Source organism: Streptomyces sp. Root1310 (assembly GCF_001426425.1).
Taxonomy (GTDB): domain Bacteria; phylum Actinomycetota; class Actinomycetes; order Streptomycetales; family Streptomycetaceae; genus Streptomyces.
This window is the reverse complement of the sequence record NZ_LMEQ01000012.1, coordinates 1,036,311-1,053,657: the sequence shown is the minus strand read 5'-3', so window position 1 is coordinate 1,053,657 and position 17,347 is coordinate 1,036,311. Positions and strand designations below refer to the sequence as shown.

17 protein-coding genes are annotated in these 17,347 nt (G+C 68.8%); 1 reads left to right on the top strand and 16 read right to left on the bottom strand.

Features of this window, described 5'->3' with window-relative positions:
• Positions 1 to 37 precede the first annotated feature (37 nt).
• Positions 38 to 1,861: a glycoside hydrolase family 18 chitinase gene (locus ASD48_RS22790; RefSeq protein ID WP_057603462.1), complete on the top strand. Its 1,824-nt coding sequence runs from the start codon at positions 38 to 40 to the stop codon at positions 1,859 to 1,861.
• Between the two features lie 439 nt (positions 1,862 to 2,300).
• Here the strand turns inward: ASD48_RS22790 and ASD48_RS22785 are convergent, their stop codons facing one another.
• The 16 genes from ASD48_RS22785 to prfA all read right to left on the bottom strand — a co-directional run bounded on the left by ASD48_RS22785 (position 2,301) and on the right by prfA (position 17,321).
• Positions 2,301 to 2,747, bottom strand: a complete 447-nt coding sequence (locus tag ASD48_RS22785) for a DUF2550 domain-containing protein (protein ID WP_020131174.1) — start codon at positions 2,745 to 2,747, stop codon at positions 2,301 to 2,303.
• Between the two features lie 141 nt (positions 2,748 to 2,888).
• A complete protein-coding gene (locus tag ASD48_RS22780; RefSeq protein ID WP_057584029.1) occupies positions 2,889 to 3,263 on the bottom strand; it encodes a F0F1 ATP synthase subunit epsilon in 375 nt (124 codons plus the stop codon).
• Between the two features lie 192 nt (positions 3,264 to 3,455).
• Positions 3,456 to 4,892: a F0F1 ATP synthase subunit beta gene (atpD, locus tag ASD48_RS22775; protein WP_057603461.1), complete on the bottom strand. Its 1,437-nt coding sequence runs from the start codon at positions 4,890 to 4,892 to the stop codon at positions 3,456 to 3,458.
• Positions 4,892 to 5,809 carry a F0F1 ATP synthase subunit gamma gene (locus tag ASD48_RS22770; RefSeq protein WP_057603460.1) on the bottom strand — a complete coding sequence of 306 codons (918 nt, stop codon included), beginning with the start codon at positions 5,807 to 5,809 and terminating at the stop codon, positions 4,892 to 4,894. Before ASD48_RS22770 ends, atpD begins: the two co-directional genes overlap by 1 nt.
• Positions 5,810 to 5,830: 21 nt before the next feature.
• Positions 5,831 to 7,420: a F0F1 ATP synthase subunit alpha gene (gene atpA / locus ASD48_RS22765; RefSeq protein WP_057603459.1), complete on the bottom strand. Its 1,590-nt coding sequence runs from the start codon at positions 7,418 to 7,420 to the stop codon at positions 5,831 to 5,833.
• A gap of 134 nt (positions 7,421 to 7,554) precedes the next feature.
• Positions 7,555 to 8,376 carry a F0F1 ATP synthase subunit delta gene (locus tag ASD48_RS22760; protein WP_057603458.1) on the bottom strand — a complete coding sequence of 274 codons (822 nt, stop codon included), beginning with the start codon at positions 8,374 to 8,376 and terminating at the stop codon, positions 7,555 to 7,557.
• Positions 8,373 to 8,921: a F0F1 ATP synthase subunit B gene (locus tag ASD48_RS22755; RefSeq protein WP_107095541.1), complete on the bottom strand. Its 549-nt coding sequence runs from the start codon at positions 8,919 to 8,921 to the stop codon at positions 8,373 to 8,375. Before ASD48_RS22755 ends, ASD48_RS22760 begins: the two co-directional genes overlap by 4 nt.
• A gap of 45 nt (positions 8,922 to 8,966) precedes the next feature.
• Complete coding sequence (locus tag ASD48_RS22750; protein WP_020131181.1) at positions 8,967 to 9,212, bottom strand: ATP synthase subunit C; 246 nt, start codon at positions 9,210 to 9,212, stop codon at positions 8,967 to 8,969.
• 74 nt (positions 9,213 to 9,286) lie between these two features.
• The gene (atpB, locus tag ASD48_RS22745; protein ID WP_020131182.1) at positions 9,287 to 10,096 is read right to left on the bottom strand and encodes a F0F1 ATP synthase subunit A; all 810 of its coding nucleotides are present in this window, start codon (positions 10,094 to 10,096) and stop codon (positions 9,287 to 9,289) included.
• A 222-nt stretch (positions 10,097 to 10,318) separates the two neighbouring features.
• Complete coding sequence (locus ASD48_RS22740; RefSeq protein ID WP_057603457.1) at positions 10,319 to 10,732, bottom strand: hypothetical protein; 414 nt, start codon at positions 10,730 to 10,732, stop codon at positions 10,319 to 10,321.
• 303 nt (positions 10,733 to 11,035) lie between these two features.
• Positions 11,036 to 12,400 (bottom strand): MraY family glycosyltransferase, encoded by a 1,365-nt coding sequence (locus ASD48_RS22735; RefSeq protein WP_057603456.1) that lies wholly within the window; start codon positions 12,398 to 12,400, stop codon positions 11,036 to 11,038.
• Between the two features lie 174 nt (positions 12,401 to 12,574).
• A complete protein-coding gene (gene glyA / locus ASD48_RS22730) occupies positions 12,575 to 13,837 on the bottom strand; it encodes a serine hydroxymethyltransferase (protein ID WP_057603455.1) in 1,263 nt (420 codons plus the stop codon).
• A gap of 141 nt (positions 13,838 to 13,978) precedes the next feature.
• Entirely contained in the window at positions 13,979 to 14,656 is a 678-nt protein-coding gene (locus ASD48_RS22725) for a low molecular weight phosphatase family protein (RefSeq protein WP_020131186.1), read from the bottom strand.
• Positions 14,653 to 15,300, bottom strand: a complete 648-nt coding sequence (locus tag ASD48_RS22720; RefSeq protein ID WP_054239907.1) for an L-threonylcarbamoyladenylate synthase — start codon at positions 15,298 to 15,300, stop codon at positions 14,653 to 14,655. The genes ASD48_RS22725 and ASD48_RS22720 overlap by 4 nt, the downstream gene beginning before the upstream one ends.
• Positions 15,301 to 15,353: 53 nt before the next feature.
• A complete protein-coding gene (prmC, locus tag ASD48_RS22715; RefSeq protein WP_020131188.1) occupies positions 15,354 to 16,199 on the bottom strand; it encodes a peptide chain release factor N(5)-glutamine methyltransferase in 846 nt (281 codons plus the stop codon).
• 45 nt (positions 16,200 to 16,244) lie between these two features.
• The gene (gene prfA, locus ASD48_RS22710) at positions 16,245 to 17,321 is read right to left on the bottom strand and encodes a peptide chain release factor 1 (RefSeq protein ID WP_020131189.1); all 1,077 of its coding nucleotides are present in this window, start codon (positions 17,319 to 17,321) and stop codon (positions 16,245 to 16,247) included.
• Positions 17,322 to 17,347 lie beyond the last annotated feature (26 nt).

The following is a 17,347-nucleotide window of genomic DNA, read 5'->3' as shown; positions in this document are numbered from 1 at the left end:
CAGTCACGCCCCCCGACTCCCCCCGAGGAGGCGCAGGATGCGCTTCAGACACAGAGCCGCGGCAGGGTTCGCGACGCTGCTGCTCCCGCTGGCCGGCCTGGTCGGCCTCGCGAGCCCCGCTCAGGCCGCCACGACCGCCACCGCCAGCTACACCAAGGCGTCGGACTGGGGCACCGGCTTCGAGGGCAGGTGGACGGTGAAGAACACCGGTACCACCGCCATCAGTTCATGGACGGTCGAGTGGGACTTCCCCTCCGGCACCTCCGTCACCTCCGCCTGGGACGCCGACGTCACGTCCTCCGGCACCCACTGGACCGCCAAGAACAAGTCCTGGAACGGCACCCTCGCCGCGGGCGCCTCCGTCTCCTTCGGCTTCAACGGCGCGGGCTCCGGCTCCCCGTCCAACTGCAAGCTCAACGGCGGCAGTTGCGACGGCACAACGGTCCCGGGCGACGCCTCCCCGTCCGCCCCGGGCACCCCGACCGCCTCCGCCCTCACCGACACCTCGGTGAAGCTGACCTGGTCCGCCGCCACCGACGACAAGGGCGTCAAGAACTACGACGTCCTGCGTGACGGCGCCAAGGTCGCCACGGTCACGACGACCTCGTACACCGACACCGGTCTGACGGCCGGCACCGACTACTCCTACACCGTCCAGGCCCGTGACACCGCCGACCAGACCGGCCCGGCCAGCGGCGCGGTCGCGGTCCACACCACCGGCGGCGGCACCACTCCCCCGACCACCGGCTCCAAGGTCAAGCTCGGCTACTTCACCGAGTGGGGCATCTACGGCCGCAACTACAACGTCAAGAACCTGGTGACGTCCGGCTCGGCCGCGAAGATCACGCACATCAACTACGCCTTCGGCAACGTCACCAACGGCCAGTGCGCGATCGGCGACTCCTACGCCGACTACGACAAGGCCTTCACCGCGGACCAGTCGGTCAGCGGCGTGGCCGACACCTGGGACCAGCCGCTGCGCGGCAACTTCAACCAGCTGCGCCAGCTGAAGGCCAAGTACCCGAACATCAAGGTGCTGTGGTCCTTCGGCGGCTGGACCTGGTCCGGCGGCTTCGCCCAGGCCGCGGCCAACCCGGCGGCGTTCGCGCAGTCCTGCTACAACCTGGTCGAGGACCCGCGCTGGGCCGACGTCTTCGACGGCATCGACATCGACTGGGAGTACCCGAACGCCTGCGGCCTGTCCTGCGACACCAGCGGGGCGGCGGCCTACAAGAACCTGATGCAGGCCCTGCGCGCCAAGTTCGGCACGGGCAACCTGGTCACCGCGGCCACCACCGCCGACGGCTCCACCGGCGGCAAGATCGACGCGGCCGACTACGCGGGCGCGGCAGCGTACGTCGACTGGTACAACGTGATGACGTACGACTTCTTCGGCGCCTGGGCGGCCCAGGGCCCGACGGCCCCGCACTCCCCGCTCACCTCGTACAGCGGCATCCCGCAGGCCGGATTCACCACGGCCGACGCGATGGCCAAGTTCAAGGCGAAGGGCGTACCCGCGAGCAAGCTGCTCATCGGCATCGGCTTCTACGGCCGCGGCTGGACCGGCGTCACCCAGGACGCCCCGGGCGGCACGGCCACGGGCCCGGCGGCCGGCACGTACGAGCAGGGCATCGAGGACTACAAGGTCCTCAAGACGTCCTGCCCGGCCACCGGCACCATCGCCGGCACGGCGTACGCGAAGTGCGGCAGCAACTGGTGGTCCTACGACACCCCGGCCACCATCGCCGGCAAGATGACCTGGGCCAAGAACCAGGGTCTGGGCGGCGCGTTCTTCTGGGAGTTCAGCGGAGACACCAGCAACGGCGAGCTGGTGAGCGCCATCAACAGCGGGCTGAGCTGATCCTCCGCCCGATCCGCACGCCCGTCACGGACGGCCCCCTGGCCCGTTCGTGGCGGGCGTTCGCACGCCCCACGCGCCCCCGGCGTGCGCGGCACAGGGTCACTCGGCCCCCCAGGGCGGGCCGATCGGCCGGTGAACGACCTCCGACGACCGGGCACATTGTGTATCTCGGCAGGTGAGCGAAACAGTACAAACGGGGGGAAGCGTTGAAAAGCAGGCACCACAGGTCCGACCGGTCCGTGCGGTCCGACCGGCCGAACCGGTCACGCAGCGGCAAACCGGAGTCGGCCAGGCCCAGGGCGGCGTCCGCCGGGATGGTCACGGGAGCGGCGATCTCGGCCCTGCTGGCCGTGTGCCCCGTCCAGATCACGGTGACACCAGGAGGTCCCGAGACCCGCGCGGTCGTGGTCGGCCAGGCCGACGCCCCGCACCCGTTATGTCAGGCGACGTTCACTCGCTGACCGGGCGGGGCCGCCTCCAGCCACGCGAGGAAACCGGTCAGCGCGTCCTCGCTCATCGCGAGTTCGAGACGCGTGCCCCGGTGCACACAGGTGAGGATCACCGCGTCGGACAGCAGCGCCAGCTCCTCCTCGCCCTCGGGCAGACGGCGGCCGGCCACCTCGATCGAACCGCGCTCCAGTACCCGGCGCGGACGGTAGGCGTACGAGAAGACGCGGTACCACTCGATGCGGTCGCCGTTGTAGCGGGCGACCCCGTAGCTCCAGCCCTTTCCGCTCGTGTCCGGTTTCTCGGAGACGTCCCAGCGCAGGGAACAGTCGAAGGTACCGCCGGAGCGCTGGATGAGTCTGCGGCGCAGGCCGAAGACGAACAACCCCAGCGCCACCAGGGCCACGACGATTCCGCACACAGTCAGAGCGAGGACCATCGACACCGACCTCCTCGTCTCCTAGGTACCGAAAATAGGTAACGGAACGGAAAAAACATCCATATCTGCCTCAGCCGCGGTCGGCTCCGGATTGCTCCGGGCCGACCGCGGCTGAGTGACGTCAAGCGGTTACACGCTGGCTCAGCGCGAGGCCGCCGCACGCAGTCGTACGTCCGCGCGACGCTCGGCGGCGGCATCGCCCTCCGCCTTCGCGCGCTCGAGCTCCCGCTCCACGCGCTGGACGTCGATCTCGTCCGAAAGCTCGGCGATCTCGGCCAGCAGCGACAGCTTGTTGTCCGCGAACGAGATGAAACCGCCGTGCACCGCGGCGACGACCGTTCCACCATCACTCGTACGGATGGTCACCGGGCCCGACTCCAGCACACCGAGCAGCGGCTGGTGACCGGGCATGACGCCGATGTCGCCCGACGTGGTGCGCGCGACGACCAGGGTGGCCTCGCCGGACCAGACCTCTCGGTCGGCCGCGACCAGCGCGACGTGCAGCTCAGCAGCCAAGGTGGCTCCTCGGGTCACCACCCGGCTTTCCTGCCGGGTGTTGCGTATAAGTCTAGTAGGGCTCCGAGCACCAAAGTGTCGGGGTCCCGCCCCAGGACTCTGCCGGGGGTCCGGAGGTCGTCCCCCGGAAGATACGGCGTGGGCGTACGAAGAGGGGCGGGACGCACCCGCCCCTCTTCAAGAGCGCGAGGCTCAGGAGACGCCGAGCTCCTTGGCGTTGGCCTTGAGGTCCTCAATGCCACCGCACAGGAAGAACGCCTGCTCCGGGAAGTGGTCGTACTCGCCGTCGATGATCGCGTTGAACGCGGTGATCGACTCGTCCAGCGGAACGTCCGACCCGTCGACGCCGGTGAACTGCTTGGCGACGTGGGTGTTCTGGGACAGGAAGCGCTCCACGCGACGGGCACGGTGGACGGTGAGCTTGTCCTCCTCGCCCAGCTCGTCGATACCGAGGATCGCGATGATGTCCTGGAGGTCCTTGTACTTCTGCAGGACCGTCTTGACGCGCATCGCGGTGTTGTAGTGGTCCGCCGCGATGTAGCGGGGGTCCAGGATGCGGGACGTGGAGTCCAGCGGGTCCACGGCCGGGTAGATGCCCTTCTCGGAGATCGGACGGGAGAGAACCGTCGTCGCGTCGAGGTGGGCGAACGTGGTGGCCGGGGCCGGGTCGGTCAGGTCGTCCGCGGGGACGTAGATCGCCTGCATCGAGGTGATCGAGTGACCACGGGTCGAGGTGATGCGCTCCTGGAGGAGACCCATCTCGTCGGCCAGGTTCGGCTGGTAACCCACCGCGGAGGGCATCCGGCCGAGCAGGGTGGAGACCTCGGAACCGGCCTGGGTGAAGCGGAAGATGTTGTCGATGAAGAACAGCACGTCCTGCTTCTGCACATCGCGGAAGTACTCCGCCATGGTCAGACCGGCCAGCGCCACGCGCAGACGGGTGCCCGGGGGCTCGTCCATCTGACCGAAGACCAGGGCGGTCTTGTCGATGACGCCCGAGTCGGCCATCTCCTCGATGAGGTCGTTGCCCTCACGGGTGCGCTCACCGACACCGGCGAACACGGAGACACCGTCGTGGTTGTTGGCGACGCGGTAGATCATCTCCTGGATGAGCACCGTCTTGCCGACGCCGGCACCACCGAACAGACCGATCTTGCCGCCCTTGACGTACGGGGTCAGCAGGTCGATGACCTTGACGCCGGTCTCGAACATCTCGGTCTTCGACTCGAGCTCGTCGAAGTTCGGGGCCTTGCGGTGGATGGACCAGCGCTCACCCGTGTACTTCTCGTCGACGTTCAGCACCTCACCGAGGGTGTTGAACACCTTGCCCTTGGTGAAGTCGCCGACCGGGACGGTGATGCCCGTGCCGGTGTCGGTGACCGGGGCCTGGCGGACCAGACCGTCGGTGGGCTGCATCGAGATGGTGCGGACCAGGCCGTCACCCAGGTGCTGGGCGACCTCCAGGGTCAGCGTCTTCTTCGCGCCGTCCTGGGCCGGGTCGGCCACCTCGACGTGAAGGGCGTTGTAGATCTCCGGCATGGCGTCGACGGGGAATTCCACGTCGACGACCGGGCCGATGACCCGGGCGACGCGGCCCGTGGCAACGGCCGTCTCAACTGTCGTCGTCATTACCTGTCACTCCCCGCGGTCGCGTCGGCCAGGGCTGCGGAGCCACCGACGATCTCGCTGATTTCCTGGGTGATTTCGGCCTGGCGGGCCGCGTTGGCAAGGCGGGAGAGCGTCTCGATGAGCTCTCCTGCGTTGTCGGTGGCCGACTTCATCGCGCGCCGCGTGGCGGCGTGCTTCGAGGCTGCCGACTGGAGGAGAGCGTTGTAGACGCGGCTCTCCACATACCGCGGCAGAAGGGCGTCGAGGACGTCCTCCGCCGAGGGTTCGAAGTCGTACAGCGGAAGGATCTCGCCCTTCGGCGCCGACTCCTTGGCAACCTCGTCGAGGCTGAGCGGCAGCAGACGGTCATCGAGCGCCGTCTGCGTCATCATCGAGACGAACTCGGTGAAGACGATGTGGAGTTCGTCCACGCCGCCCTCGGCCGTGTCCTTCTCGATCGCCTCGATCAGCGGACCCGCGACCTTCTTGGCGTCCGCGTACGTCGGCTCGTCCGTGAAGCCCGACCACGACTCCGCGACCTTGCGCTCACGGAAGTTGTAGTGCGCGAGACCACGCCGGCCGACGATGTACGTGTCGACCTGCTTGCCCTCGGCCTCGAGGCGTGCCGTCAGCTGCTCCGCGGCCTTGATGGCGTTGGAGTTGAAGGCGCCGGCGAGACCACGGTCGCTCGTCAGGAGCAGCACCGCGGACCGCACGACCGTCTCGGCCTGCGTGGTCAGCGGGTGCTTCGTGTTCGATCCGGTACCGACCGCCGTGACCGCGCGGGTGAGCTCGGTCGCGTACGGCGTGGAGGCCGCCACCTTGCGCTGTGCCTTGACGACACGCGAGGCGGCGATCATCTCCATCGCCTTGGTGATCTTCTTGGTCGCGGTGACGGATCGGATGCGACGCTTGTAGACCCGGAGCTGGGCTCCCATGAGTCAGGTCCCTTCCTTACGTCACTTGGCCGCGGCCGGGGCGTCCTCGCCGAGAAGCTTGCCGTCCGAGGTCTCGAACTGCTTCTTGAACTCGGCGATCGCGTCGGCAATGGCGATGAGGGTGTCGTCCGACATCTTGCCGCCCTCCTTGATGGAGGTCATGAGGCCCTGCTCCTTGCGGTGCAGGTACTCCAGGAGCTCCTTCTCGAAGCGGCGGACGTCGGAGACCGGAACGTCGTCCATCTTGCCGGTGGTACCGGCCCACACGGAGACGACCTGGTCCTCGGTCGGCATGGGCTGGTACTGAGGCTGCTTGAGCAGCTCGACCAGTCGCTGACCGCGCTCCAGCTGGGACTTCGACGCGGCGTCCAGGTCGGAACCGAAGGCGGCGAACGCCTCCAGCTCACGGTACTGGGCGAGGTCGAGGCGCAGACGGCCGGAAACCTGCTTCATCGCCTTGTGCTGCGCGGAACCACCGACTCGGGAGACGGAGATACCGACGTTCAGCGCGGGGCGCTGACCGGCGTTGAACAGGTCCGACTCCAGGAAGCACTGGCCGTCGGTGATGGAGATGACGTTGGTCGGGATGAACGCCGAGACGTCGTTGGCCTTCGTCTCGACGATCGGCAGACCGGTCATCGAGCCGGCGCCCAGGTCGTCGGAGAGCTTCGCGCAGCGCTCCAGCAGACGGGAGTGCAGGTAGAAGACGTCGCCCGGGTAGGCCTCACGGCCCGGCGGGCGGCGCAGCAGCAGCGACACGGCGCGGTAGGCGTCGGCCTGCTTCGAGAGGTCGTCGAAGATGATGAGGACGTGCTTGCCCTCGTACATCCACTGCTGACCGATGGCCGAACCGGTGTACGGCGCCAGGTACTTGAAGCCGGCCGGGTCGGACGCCGGGGCGGCGACGATGGTCGTGTACTCCAGCGCGCCGGCCTCTTCGAGGGCGCCACGCACGGAGGCGATGGTCGAGCCCTTCTGGCCGATGGCGACGTAGACGCAGCGGACCTGCTTGTTCACGTCACCGGAGCGCCAGTTGTCGCGCTGGTTGATGATCGTGTCGACGGCCAGGGCGGTCTTGCCGGTCTGGCGGTCACCGATGATCAGCTGACGCTGACCACGGCCGACCGGGGTCATCGCGTCGACGGCCTTGTAGCCGGTCTCCATCGGCTCGTGGACCGACTTACGGGCCATGACACCCGGAGCCTGGAGCTCCAGGGCACGGCGGCCGGACGTCTCGATCTCGCCGAGTCCGTCGATCGGGTTGCCGAGCGGGTCGACGACACGGCCGAGGTAGCCCTCGCCGACGGCGACGGACAGGACCTCTCCCGTGCGGGTGACCGGCTGGCCCTCCTCGACGCCGCTGAACTCGCCGAGGATGACGGTACCGATCTCGCGCTCTTCGAGGTTGAGCGCGAGGCCGAGGGTGCCGTCCTCGAACTTCAGCAGTTCGTTGGCCATGGCCGAGGGAAGGCCCTCGACCTTCGCGATGCCGTCGCCGGCAAGGGTGACCGTACCGACCTCCTCGCGCGAGGCCGCGTCCGGCTTGTACGACTGGACAAAGTTCTCCAGCGCATCCCGGATCTCCTCCGGCCGGATCGTGAGCTCCGCCATCTGGGTTCCCTGCTCTCCTTGTTGGGCCCGAAGTTTCACTTTGGGGGGATGGGGACTCCCCCCTGAAAGAGGTGAATCCTCTGCACGGCCCAACCAGGGCCGCCATCAGTTCGTACTGCGGTCTTGAGTTGCTGCTAGTTCGCCATGCGGCGGGCGGCGTCCTCGATGCGGTCCGCGAGGGAGCCGTTGATCACCTCGTCACCGACCTGCACCCGGATCCCGCCGAGGACCGCGGGGTCCACGTCGAGGTTGAGGTGCATCGGGCGGCCGTAGAGCTTGGCGAGGGCGGCGCCGAGGCGCTGCTTCTGCGGGTCGCTCAGCGGTACCGCCGAGGTGACGACGGCGACCATGCGGTCCCGGCGCTCCGCGGCGAGCCGGGACAGGGACTCGAGTCCCGTTTCCAGGCTACGTCCCCGGGGCGCGGTCACGAGGCGCGTCACCAGTCGCTCGGTGGCCGCGTCGGCCCGGCCGCCGAGCAGGCTGCGCAGCAGCTCGCTCTTGGCCGAGGCGGTGGCCTTCCGGTTGGTCAGCGCGGCGCGCAGCTCGGTGTTCGAGGAGACGATCCGTCCGAAGCGGAACAGCTCGTCCTCGACGTTGTCGAGCCTGCCGGCCTTCTGTGCGGCGGTGAGGTCGGCGATGTTCGCCAGCTCCTCCAGCACGTCCACCAGGTCGCGGGACTGCGACCAGCGCGAACGCACCGTGCCGGACACCAGGTCGGCGGTGGCACCGCTGATCTGGGCGCCGAGCAGGCGCTGGACCAGCTCGGCCTTGGCCTCACCGGCCTGCGCCGGGTCGGTGAGGACCCGACGCAGCGAGACCTCGCGGTCGAGCAGCGCGGTGACTGCCGCCAGCTCGTCGGCGAGCTGCGCCGCGTCCACGGACGTGGAGTCCGTCAGCGCGTCGAGACGCTCACGGGCTGCTGCGAATGCCTCGCGGCTCGCTCCGTGTGCGGTCATCGAGACGCCTCGGCCTTCTCCTCGAGGTCGTCGAGGAAGCGGTCGATGACGCGGCTCTGGCGGGCGTGGTCGTCGAGGGACTCCCCGACGAGCTTGCCGGCCAGATCGGTGGCGAGCTTGCCGACGTCCTGACGCAGCGCGGACGCGGCGGCCTTGCGGTCCGCCTCGATCTGGCTGTGCCCGGCGGCGACGATCTCCTCGCGCTGGCGCTGGCCTTCCGCACGCATCTCGGTGATGAGTGCGGCGCCCTGCTCCTGCGCCTCCTGGCGCAGCCGCGCGGCCTCGTGACGGGCCTCGGCGAGCTGGGCCTTGTACTGCTCCAGAACGCTCTGGGCCTCAGTGCGAGCAATCTCGGCCTGTTCGATCCCGCCCTCGATGGCTTCGCGACGCTCTTCCAGAACCTTGTTGATGTTCGGAAGGAGCTTCTTGCCCAGGACGAAGAACACGATCGCGAACGCGATCAGACCGATGACGAGCTCGGGGATCTCCGGGATCAGAGGATTCTGGGCCTCCTCCTCAGCCGCGATTTGCAGCAAGGGCGAGATCACATCAGTTCCTTCCGTGGAATTCTCTCGTCGGCGATGACCGGATCAGGACGTCGGGTAGACGAAGCCCATGACCAGACCGATCAGGGCGAGCGCCTCACAGAGGACGAAGCCGAGGATCTGGTTCTGACGGATCAGGCCGGCGGCCTCGGGCTGGCGAGCCAGCGCCTGGGTGCCGTTACCGAAGATGATGCCAACGCCGACGCCGGGGCCGATGGCCGCGAGACCGTAGCCGATGGCAGCGAGGTTGCCCTTGATTTCGACCGCGGCGAGGGTGTCGAGAGCGGACATGCCGTAACTTCCTTCTCTTTACACAGGCCGGTGGGGGTTGGCCACCGGAAGTTCAGGGGATGTTGATCAGGTGCTCAGTGGTGCTTGGCGAGCGCGCCCTGGATGTAGCTGCAGGACAGGAGGATGAAGACGTAGGCCTGAAGGGCCTGGATGAACAGCTCGAAGACCGTCATCACGATGACCATCAGGAACGAGACCGCCGAGTAGGCGATGCCGATGCCGTTGAGCAGGTACCAGGTCCCGATGGTGAAGATCAGGATCAGGACGTGCCCGGCGAACATGTTGGCGAAGAGCCGGACGGCGTGGGTGAACGGCCGGATGAACACGTTCGACAGGAACTCGAAGAACATGACCATCGGGAACACCGGGCCGAGCGACGGGTCGTAGCCCGTGATGTTCTTCCAACCACCGATGAAACCGTGGCGCTTGAACGTCACGCTCATCCACACGATGTAGACGAGAGCCGCGAGACCGACCGGGAACGCGATGACCGCGGTGGCCGGGAACTGCGCGATCGGGACGATCGACCACAGGTTCATGATCCAGATGAAGAAGAACAGCGAGAACATCAGCGGGACGTACTTCTCGCCCTCGCGCTTGCCGATCGTCTCGTAGACGACGCCACGACGGACGAAGTCGTAACCCGCCTCGCCGACCATCTGGAGCTTGCCGGGGATCAGCTTCGGCTTGTTGAAGGCCGCCCAGAAGAATCCGATGACGATGACGGTGCTCACCAGCGAGAGCAGCATCGGCTTGTTGAATTCGATGCCGCCGACGGTGAAGAGCGGTTCGAAGAGGAACGAGTGCAGGCCGGGGGTCGGGAAACCGCACCCGTCGAAAATATGACAGTCGGTCTCGAAGGCGAGCGTCTTGGCGTTACTCACCGCGAGCTCCTTCAGCGTGGCGCATGGGTACGGCAACCTCGATGTGTCGGCGCGGCCTGCGACCGCGGGACGGCACTGGACTGGACTTGCGGATGTGGGGGCGGCGACTGGGCTCCGAACCGTGAGACGTCACAGGCTCGACTGCCGCCCGCGCCAGCTCTGCCGCAGTTGTGGCGAGACCATAGCAAAAGAGCGGAAGTCCCTTTACACCGGCCCTACAGGTCACGACGACGCCCGAGCGGAATCCGGCTCGACGTAGAGGACCTTGGCCTTCATGTGCGAGACCACCTGGGCGGCGATCCACACCAGGGTGGCCGCCAGCAGCGTGAAGGCGAAGCATTTCGGGTTGAAGACCGAGGTCCCCTTGAACGTGATCAGCACGATCATCAACAGCAGGATCTGGGTGGTGTAGAGCAACAGCCCCATCGACTGGAACAGATGGGGAAGCCGGCGCGCGGTGCGCAGCAGCACCACCAGACCGCCACCCATGAACAGCAGGACGAGAGCCGCACCGAGCCCGGCGCCGAGCGCTCCCTTGCCGCCGGCAACGGCGGCACTCACCGCGACTCCCGCCACACCCGCGGTTGCGGTGGGCAGGGCACAGTGCAGGAGTGTTCGTACGTCGTTGGACTGCATGGCGGCAACTCCGCATTCAAGGGGGGCAGGGTGTCGTCATGGACGAGCGTAGTCCCGGCCCGAGGGGCGAGAGACCTCACGCCACCTCACTCCAATGAACCGGCGTAGTGCGGTCCTTCGGCTCTGTCCGGGGGGTTCTCGTGAACCGTATCACAAACTATTTGATGAGGTCTTTACCTGGCGGGTGTGCCCACTGTCACACATGAGAGTGACAGTGCACGTCTGGGCGCGAACCCGGAGGTCTTGTCTGGTATTGGGGGTTTTGCCCGCCCAGGAATGTCCCACGACTTGGCAATGCTCTAGTCAGATTCTTACCTTGGAGCTGCCCCGGCCACCGATCGCGGTGGCCCCGTTGGCCCCTGCCACCCCCACCGTGACAGGACTCTGCGCGTCGGCGGCGGCGGGCTGCTCGGAACCGGCCGGCCCGTACCGACCGACGTCCGCCCCGGAGTCCTGCGTCTGCGCCTCCCGGGCCTCCTGCGCCTCGGCCGGCAGGCCGCCCCGGCGCCGGTAACGCGGCGGCACGAAGGCCTCGGCCCAGCGCGGCGTGCGCGGCCGGAAGCGCGGCAGCAGAAGCAGCGCCAGACCGATCGCGCTCAGGATCACGACGCCGAGCACGATCCACATGGAGGCCGAGTTGACGGAGTACGTGAGCGCGCCGAACGCGATCAGCGCCGACCAGAAGTACATGATCAGCACCGCACGGCTGTGCGAGTGACCGATCTCCAGCAGCCGGTGGTGCAGGTGCCCGCGGTCCGCGGCGAACGGCGACTGCCCGCGCCAGGTACGGCGCACGATCGCCAGGATCAGGTCGGCGGCCGGGATCGCGATGATCGTCAACGGCATCAGCAGCGGGATGTAGACCGGCACCATCTGGTGCACCGCGTTGCGCTCGGAGCCGGAGAACAGCCGCATGATGTCCGGGTCGACCTGCCCCGTGACGGAGATCGCGCCCGCCGCCAGCACCAGCCCGATCAGCATCGAGCCGGAGTCGCCCATGAAGATCCGCGCGGGATGCATGTTGTGCGGCAGGAAGCCCAGGCACATGCCCATCAGGATCGCCGCGAAGAGCGTCGCCGGGGCGGCGGCCTCGATGCCGTACGAGTACCAGATGCGGTAGGCGTACATGAAGAACGCCGCCGAGGCGATGCACACCATGCCCGCCGCCAGGCCGTCGAGGCCGTCCACGAAGTTGACCGCGTTGATCGTGATGACCACCAGCGCGACCGTCAACAGGGTGCCCTGCCACTGGGTCAGCGCGACCGTGCCGACCAGCGGCACCGGAAGCCACAGGATGGTCAGACCCTGCATGACCATGACGCCGGCGGCGATCATCTGGCCGCCCAGCTTGATCAGGGCGTCGATCTCGAACTTGTCGTCCAGGACGCCGATCAGCCAGATCAGCGCGGCCCCCGAGAGCAGGGCGCGCGGCTCGTTCGACTTCTCGAAGACCTCGTTGAGGTTGGTGAGGTGGTCGGCGACCAGCAGACCGGCGCACAGGCCGAAGAACATGGCGATCCCGCCGAGCCGCGGAGTGGGTTCCCGGTGCACGTCACGGGCCCTGATCTCCGGCATCGCTCCGGCCACGATCGCGAACTTCCGTACCGGCCCTGTCAGCAGATACGTCACCGCGGCCGTGATGCAGAGCGTCAGCAGGTATTCACGCACGGGCTTCCCCACAGGTCTCGCCGGCCATCTCAGTCCCACACCCTAGCGATCGACTACCGCACGGCGCATATGTGTAAGGACAACCGGGTAGTGACGATGGTTTCACGTGAGGCTGTGCGCGAGGACGCACGGGGGGTGCGCACGAGGGCGTGTACGGGACGCGCCTACCCCGTTTCAGCCCGGATACGGCGGGAACGCCAGCGCCAGCTCGCGCACCTCCTCACGGGCCTTCCTGCTCTCGACCTCGTCCCGCAGCACCCCCGCCAGCAGCGCCGCGACCCGCTTCATCTCCTCCTCCCGCATGCCCTGCGTGGTCAGCGCGGCGGTGCCCAGGCGCAGGCCACGGGCGTGCGAGGCGATGACATCGGTGCCCGAGACATGCGGGAGCGCGCAGCAGTCCAGCACCATCCCGGCGGCCCCGAGCAGCCCGCGCGCGGTGCGCCCGTCGACACCGAGCGGTGCCGGGTCGGCGGTGATGAGGTGGGTGTCGGTCCCGCCGGTGGTGACGGTCAGCCCCTCCCCCTCCAGGGCGGCCGCGAGAACCCTCGCATTGGCGACCACCTGATGGGCGTACACGCCGAACGCCGGGGTTGCCGCCTCGCCGAACGCGACCGCCTTCGCGGCGATGGTGTGCATCTGCGCGCCGCCCTGGGTGAACGGGAAGACCGCCCGGTCCACCCGTTCGGCGAGTTCGCCGCCGCACAGGAGCATCCCGCCGCGCGGCCCCCGCAGCACCTTGTGCGTGGTCGCGCAGACGATGTCGGCGTACGGCACCGGACTGGGCGCCGCTCCCCCGGCGACGAGCCCGATGGGATGGGCGGCGTCGGCGATCAGATAGGCACCCGTCTCGTCGGCGACCTCACGGAAGAAGGCGTAGTCGATGTGGCGCGGGTAGGAGGTGGACCCGCACACGATCGCCTTGGGCCGGTGCCCCCGGGCCAGCGTGCGGACCTGCTCGTGATCGACGAGCCCGGTCTCCGCGTCCACCCCGTAGGGGATGAAGTCGAACCAGCGGCCGGAGAAGTTGGCCGGCGACCCGTGCGTGAGATGGCCGCCGTCGGGCAGGCCCAGCGCCAGGACGGTGTCGCCGGGCCGGAGCAGGGCGGCGTAGGCGGCCAGCATCGCGGAGGAGCCCGAGTGGGCCTGCACGTTGGCGTGTTCGGCGCCGAACAGCGTCCTGGCGCGGTCCACGGCGATCCGCTCGGCGATGTCGACGATCTCGCAGCCGCCGTGGTGCCGGGCCCCCGGGTAGCCCTCCGCGTACTTGTTGGCGAGCGGCGAGCCGAGCGCGGCCAGCACGGCGGGCGAGGTGAAGTTCTCGGCGGCGATCAGCTGGAGCGTCGACGCCTGCCGGTCCCGCTCCCCGAGCAGGATCTCGGCCAGCTCGGGGTCCTGCCGGCGCAGGACATCGGCCTCGGGGACATGGGTGACCGACATGGTGCGCTCCGGGCGTCGACGGTGACGTACGTCCAATGTAGGCCCGGGGGTGGGGGGCGCGCGCGGCCGCTGCGCCCCTCGCGGGAACCCCGGCGGGAACGGCGCCGGCCGGCGCGGCCCGGCCCTCGACGCCGGCCGCCTTCAGGCGCGTGCGGGCACCCCGGTGAGCGCTGTGACCACCGGATCCAGGGCCTGGTGTATCTCGTCGCCGATCGAGCGGAAGAACGGCAGGGGTGCCCCGTACGGGTCGTAGACCTCGTCCGCCTCGAGGGTCGGGGCGAGAAGCCACCCGCGGAGCGCCGCCGCCGCGCGGACCAGGGCCCGGGCGCGCATCACGACGCCCTCGTCCAGCGGCGGGAGGGTGGCCGGGTCGATGGCGTTCACCAGGCGGGTGAACTCCTTCAGGGTGAAGGTGCGCAGGCCCGCCGAGTGCCCCATGGAGATGACCTGGGCGCGGTGGTCGCGGGTCGCCGTCAGGACCAGGTCGGCCATGATGACGTGCTCGTCGAGGAGCTCACGGCCGGTGAACCCGGTGGCGTCCGCGCCGAAGTCGGCCAGCACGGTCTCCGCGTTGGCCTCCATGGACGCGCCCTCATGACCCCAGGTGCCCGCGCTCTCCACGATCAGCCCGCGGCCCAGCACCCCGAGCCGCTGCGACACGAAATGCCGGGTCAGCCGCTCGGTGATCGGCGAGCGGCAGACGTTGCCGGTGCTGACGTGGAGGATGCGGAAGCTGTCGCGCGGAAACCCGAACGTCGTGGTCTGTTCCGCGGCACGTTCCCCGTTGCCTATGCCACGCCCCGCGTCAGGGGCTGTCAATTCGCCACCTCGAGGTCGGGTACGACCTTGCGCAGCTCGTCCGCGGAGATCGCGCCCGCACGCAGCAGCAGCGGCACCTCCCGGCTGACGTCGACGATCGAGGAGGGGACGTTGCCGGGGGTCGGGCCGCCGTCGAGGTAGACGGAGACGGAGTCGCCGAGCATCTCCTGGGCGTAGTCGCAGTTCTCCGGCGCCGGGTGCCCGGTGAGGTTCGCCGAGGACACCGCCATCGGACCGACCTCCGTCAGCAGCTCGATGGCGACCGGGTGCAGCGGCATGCGGACGGCGACCGTGCCGCGGGTGTCGCCCAGGTCCCACTGGAGGGACGGCTGGTGCTTGGCGACGAGCGTCAGCGCGCCCGGCCAGAACGCGTCGACCAGCTCCCAGGCCATCTCGGAGAAGTCCGTGACGAGCCCGTGCAGCGTGTTCGGCGAGCCGATGAGGACAGGGGTGGGCATGTTGCGGCCCCGGCCCTTGGCCGCCAGCAGGTCGGCGACCGCCTCCGAGGAGAACGCGTCGGCGCCGATGCCGTACACCGTGTCGGTCGGGAGGACCACGAGCTCGCCACGGCGGACGGCGGACGCGGCCTCGCGCAGACCGGTCACGCGGTCGGTCGCGTCGTTGGTGTCGTATCGCCGTGCCATCTAGCGGGCCTCCTCGTACACGTACTGCTGCGGGTCGAAAGTGTGGGGGGTGCTCACGGCGTCGCCCGGCGGGCGGTCGCGAAGCGCGGGCGCTTGTTGAGGTCGGGGTGGTCGGCCGCGTCGGCCCAGCCCCGCTCCTCGGTGAAGATCCACGGCACCTGGCCGCCCTGGGTGTCGGCGTGCTCGATGACGACGACACCGCCGGGACGCAGCAGCCGGTGGGCGGTGCGCTCGATGCCGCGGATCAGGTCGAGGCCGTCCTCGCCCGAGAACAGGGCGAGTTCGGGGTCGTAGTCGCGCGCCTCGGGCGCCACGTACTCCCATTCGGTGAGCGGGATGTACGGGGGGTTGGAGATGACCAGGTCGACCTGGCCGTCGAGGTCACGGAAGGCGTCCAGGGCGTCTCCCTGACGCAGGTCGACCCTGGACCCCTCCATGTTCTTGCGCGTCCAGCGCAGGGCGTCCTCGGACAGCTCCACGGCGTGCACCCGCGAGCGCGGCACCTCCTGGGCGAGGGCGAGCGCGATGGCGCCGCTGCCGGTGCACAGGTCGACGATGCGGGGCTCGACGACGTCCATGGCGCGGACCGCGTCTATGGCCCAGCCGACCACGGACTCGGTCTCGGGGCGCGGTACGAAGACGCCGGGGCCGACCTGGAGCTCCAGGTAACGGAAGAAGGCCCGCCCGGTGATGTGCTGGAGCGGCTCGCGCTGCTCCCGCCGGGCGATGGTCTCCCAGTAACGGGCGTCGAAGTCGGAGTTCTTCACGGAGTGGAGTTCACCGCGCTTCACGCCGTGCACGAACGCGGCGAGCTCCTCCGCGTCGTTGCGCGGCGAGGGCACGCCGGCGTCGGCCAGCCGCTGGGTGGCCTGGGCCACCTCTGCGAGCAGCAGGTTCACGCAAGTCCTCCGTGTCGTACTCGTCGTGCGTACGTCCTAAAACGCTTACGCGGCTGCGAGCTTGGCGGCCGAGTCCGCGTCGACGCAGGCCTGGATCACCGCGTCGAGGTCGCCGTCCAGGACCTGGTCCAGGTTGTACGACTTGAATCCGACGCGGTGGTCCGAGATGCGGTTCTCCGGGAAGTTGTACGTGCGGATCTTCTCGGAGCGGTCGACGGTGCGGACCTGGCTGCGGCGGGCGTCGGCGGCCTCCCGCTCCGCTTCCTCCTGCGCCGCTGCGAGCAGCCTGGAGCGCAGGATACGCATCGCCTGCTCCTTGTTCTGCAACTGGCTCTTCTCGTTCTGGCAGGAGGCGACGACTCCGGTGGGAATGTGCGTGATGCGCACGGCGGAGTCGGTGGTGTTGACGGACTGCCCGCCGGGCCCGGAGGACCGGTAGACGTCGATGCGCAGGTCGTTCGCGTTGATCTCGACGTCGACCTCCTCGGCCTCGGGCGTCACGAGCACACCGGCGGCGGAGGTGTGGATCCGCCCCTGGGACTCGGTCGCGGGGACCCGCTGCACCCGGTGCACGCCGCCTTCGTACTTCATCCGCGCCCAGACGCCCTGCCCGGGCTCGGTGGCGCCCTGTCCGCCCTTGGTCTTCACCGCGACCTGGACGTCCTTGTAGCCGCCCAGCTCGGACTCGGTCGCGTCGATGATCTCGGTCTTCCAGCCGACGCGCTCGGCGTACCGCAGGTACATGCGCAGCAGGTCGCCGGCGAACAGCGCCGACTCGTCGCCGCCCGCGCCCGCCTTGATCTCGAGGATGACGTCCTTGTCGTCGGACGGGTCCCGGGGCACGAGCAGCAGCCGCAGCTTCTCCGTGAGCTCCTCGCGCTGCTTCTCCAGCTCCTTGACCTCGGCGGCGAAGTCCGGGTCGGCGGAGGCGAACTCGCGCGCGGTCTCGACATCGTCGCCGGTCTGCTTCCAGGAGCGGTACGTGCCGACGATGGGGGTCAGCTCGGCGTAGCGCTTGTTCAGCTTGCGCGCGTTGGCCTGGTCGGAGTGGACCGACGGGTCGGCGAGCTTCTTCTCCAGGTCGGCGTGCTCTCCGAGCAGCTCCTCGACGGCCTCGAACATGATGCGCTCCTGAATGACGTACGTGG

What these genes read in the sequence shown, in the direction of transcription:
- atpA (WP_057603459.1), bottom strand. Translation starts at nt 7,420, where the DNA reads ATGGCGGAGCTCACGATCCGGCCGGAGGAGATCCGGGATGCGCTGGAG.
- ASD48_RS22760 (WP_057603458.1), bottom strand. Translation starts at nt 8,376, where the DNA reads ATGACCGCACACGGAGCGAGCCGCGAGGCATTCGCAGCAGCCCGTGAG.
- ASD48_RS22790 (WP_057603462.1), top strand. Translation starts at nt 38, where the DNA reads ATGCGCTTCAGACACAGAGCCGCGGCAGGGTTCGCGACGCTGCTGCTC.
- prfA (WP_020131189.1), bottom strand. Translation starts at nt 17,321, where the DNA reads ATGTTCGAGGCCGTCGAGGAGCTGCTCGGAGAGCACGCCGACCTGGAG.
- ASD48_RS22750 (WP_020131181.1), bottom strand. Translation starts at nt 9,212, where the DNA reads ATGTCCGCTCTCGACACCCTCGCCGCGGTCGAAATCAAGGGCAACCTC.
- ASD48_RS22770 (WP_057603460.1), bottom strand. Translation starts at nt 5,809, where the DNA reads ATGGGAGCCCAGCTCCGGGTCTACAAGCGTCGCATCCGATCCGTCACC.
- atpD (WP_057603461.1), bottom strand. Translation starts at nt 4,892, where the DNA reads ATGACGACGACAGTTGAGACGGCCGTTGCCACGGGCCGCGTCGCCCGG.
- glyA (WP_057603455.1), bottom strand. Translation starts at nt 13,837, where the DNA reads ATGTCGGTCACCCATGTCCCCGAGGCCGATGTCCTGCGCCGGCAGGAC.
- ASD48_RS22740 (WP_057603457.1), bottom strand. Translation starts at nt 10,732, where the DNA reads ATGCAGTCCAACGACGTACGAACACTCCTGCACTGTGCCCTGCCCACC.
- ASD48_RS22720 (WP_054239907.1), bottom strand. Translation starts at nt 15,300, where the DNA reads ATGGCACGGCGATACGACACCAACGACGCGACCGACCGCGTGACCGGT.
- ASD48_RS22785 (WP_020131174.1), bottom strand. Translation starts at nt 2,747, where the DNA reads ATGGTCCTCGCTCTGACTGTGTGCGGAATCGTCGTGGCCCTGGTGGCG.